At 36.0% G+C, this 2,653-nt stretch carries 3 protein-coding genes; 2 read left to right on the top strand and 1 reads right to left on the bottom strand.

Translation table 11 applies throughout. The annotated features are described in order from the left end of the window. Positions 1-201, top strand: a 201-nt coding sequence (locus ACED45_RS23825) for a hypothetical protein (RefSeq protein WP_231904637.1), incomplete at its 5' end; no start/stop codon positions are given. Here ACED45_RS23825 and ACED45_RS23820 read toward each other — a convergent pair. Next, entirely contained in the window at positions 175-2,010 is a 1,836-nt protein-coding gene (locus tag ACED45_RS23820; RefSeq protein ID WP_371715191.1) for a leukocidin family pore-forming toxin, read from the bottom strand. The two genes, ACED45_RS23825 and ACED45_RS23820, sit on opposite strands and share 27 nt — an antisense overlap. A gap of 225 nt (positions 2,011-2,235) precedes the next feature. Here ACED45_RS23820 and ACED45_RS23815 point away from each other — a divergent pair. Next, the coding region (locus ACED45_RS23815) for an IS5 family transposase (RefSeq protein ID WP_371715190.1) at positions 2,236-2,653 on the top strand (418 nt) is incomplete at its 3' end.

Here is a 2,653-nt window from a genome sequence, read left to right as displayed (position 1 = left end):
CTACGAGAGGGAGTGAATGTAGCTGATCAGATCGTAGGTTCTGGATTTAGTTCCATTGAATTACGCAACAAAGCCGGTTGGCCTGTCACACCTCTAACTAGATTTGCGACAGAACCGTATTTTAGTACTCGTAAGTTTAATAACCTTGAGTTATTACTCTCAAGGGAAAAAATGTCACATATTAAATATATCCGTGTATGACGAGAACATTGAAACTGAGTTGATATTATCCTCAGCTTTTTTCTCTTTCGGAATTAATTTAATTTCTCCTTCATTTACAGTATAACCAAGGCTACTTCCAGTAAATGAATTCTCTAGTTCATCTTTGTCATCTATCCATTTCCATCTTTGTGTTCGCTTTAAACTGCAAGGGCTGACTTTTTTAATGTTACTAGCATCCAAGCACATACCTGGTTGGCTTGTACTCTGATATCGATTAAGTGTATCGAAAATAAATGACTGCTTTAGTTCGGATATATTACAAGTATCAGAATTAACACTGAGGTTTTTATTAACACTTACACATTTATTGTTAAATTTACCCAATTGTAAATTAACCGGCTTTCCGCCAATAAATACAGGATTATCCCAATCAACAGTGAATTTAATATCTTTTTTTACATTTTTAATTTTAAAGTCTTTTTCATTAGGATAATAATATCTTAGGACTTCCCAAGATGGGATTTCTGAATAATAACGATACCCAGTAATTCCAACCGATGAGGATATACTAATGTCTGTTGTCCCTGTGGTCTCAGGTTCAGAATAATAGATTACTTCCATTTTGGGTGTGAAGTTTGCGTACCCTATTGGATTGATTAAGTGTAACCTCCCAAAATAATTTTTTCTGACTGTTACTCCATATGGCGATTCATCTTTTTGTATCGCATGTGGTGAATTATATTGCTCTCTAGACCATTTGAAAGATACATGTTGAGGGCTTTTTGACGATTTCGTTACCGCATAATCAAATGTTTTATATGATAACCACTTGGATTCTGTCCATGACGCGTTGGCATTTAGACTAATTTTGGGTGATGTTTTATCTGCACCAACATCACCTCCAATACCAAATTGAAAAGTTGATACTTCCTTCTTATCATAATTTACATTTAAATTTGTTGCTGGAATGGTTCTTAAAATACTTGTTTTATTATTTGATGCCATCATTTCAAACGTATAGTTTTGTGCTATTGCGGATGACACCCATTCAGATTCAATCCCACCACTTGGCCAAACAATGCCTCTTGAGGCTAAGTACATCGAATATATTTCAGGGTTTAGACTAATCCCTGCGCCAGTGGTTGAATCATCAATGCCAACTCTTACTATTTTAGCATCAGGCGTTGCTGAGCCGATTGTTCCGAACGCAAGGGAGCGTTGCATGTTTATCTTATAAACAAGCGAAATGTTAGCATTTTTACAAAGATGCCGCGATCTATCTCCTAATTGGGTGTTCCAAGTGATATCACATTCAGAATCAGTAATTTGTTTAGTCGCATTATAATATCTAGAAATACTCGGTACCGGTGAGTGTACTACTGGGGTGTTTGATGTTGAACGTTTTTGCCTTTTTGGTGCAGGTTTACTCAAAATTGGGATATTTGTGTCATATCTATCCTTGATCTCTGTAAACATAACGTTATGGTTATGTTCAGTTATTGCAATATAATCAGATTCCAATGAAATACCAAATACCTTTCTAAAGACATGTTTTGCCTTTATTTTTTCTTTATTTCCTTCTATTTCACTAAAATCAACCAGATAACGATAACCATTATTTACAATTAAATCAATTGCATTTTCAAGGCCATTTGAATAAATTCCTGATTCTAACCAATACTTTGCATTTATATAAACCAAGTCTGAATTATCAACCATATCACTCATTATATGTATTGATTCACCAACGGGAATGTTTATACCTTCTTGCAGTGTATCGCTAGCTAAAACTGATCTAGATATTAAAACTGATGTTACTAAAATTCCTATTAAATTCAAACGTTTCATAATACTCCTAAATATTTTTTAGTTTTAAAATTAATATGATGGTACTTTGTTGGCACCTTAAATTAATCACTTATAACCTTGATGATTAAGTTTATCATTATACATATAAATTCATAATGGAAAGGTGATTTATGGCTCAATTTATGGGCTTTGTTGCGTAATTCAATGGAACTAAATCAAGAACCTACGATCTGATCAGCTACCACCACTCTCTCTCGTAGCCTTATGCCTAAACCTTGTTACAAAACAACCAACTGGAAGCAATACAACCAATCGCTCATTAACCGTGGTTCTCTGACCTTCTGGATCGATGAAGAAGCAATAAGTGGGTGGGCGCAAAGCAAACAGAATAAGCGCGGGAGGCCACGTCGGTTCAGTGATTTAGCTATTACGACAGCACTCATGGTGAAACGAGTTTTTTCTATGCCACTGAGAGCGCTGCAAGGATTTATCGACTCGATATTTAGGTTAGCCCATGTGCCGTTAAGTTGTCCGCATTACACCTGCATCAGTCGTAGAGCCAAGCAAGTTGAGGTCTCATTTAAGACTAAAGCGAGAGGAGCGATACAACACCTAGCCATTGATGCAACTGGCCTTAAGGTTTATGGCGAAGGTGAATGGAAAGTCAAAAAACACGGGACGG

Source organism: Vibrio crassostreae, assembly GCF_041439375.1.
Taxonomy (GTDB): Bacteria; Pseudomonadota; Gammaproteobacteria; order Enterobacterales; family Vibrionaceae; genus Vibrio; species Vibrio crassostreae_D.
The sequence above is the reverse complement of the archived record's forward strand: the minus strand, read 5'-3'. Positions and strand labels throughout refer to the sequence as shown.

Coding starts and splice junctions, on each gene's coding strand:
- ACED45_RS23820 (WP_371715191.1), bottom strand. CDS start 2,010: ATGAAACGTTTGAATTTAATAGGAATTTTAGTAACATCAGTTTTAATA.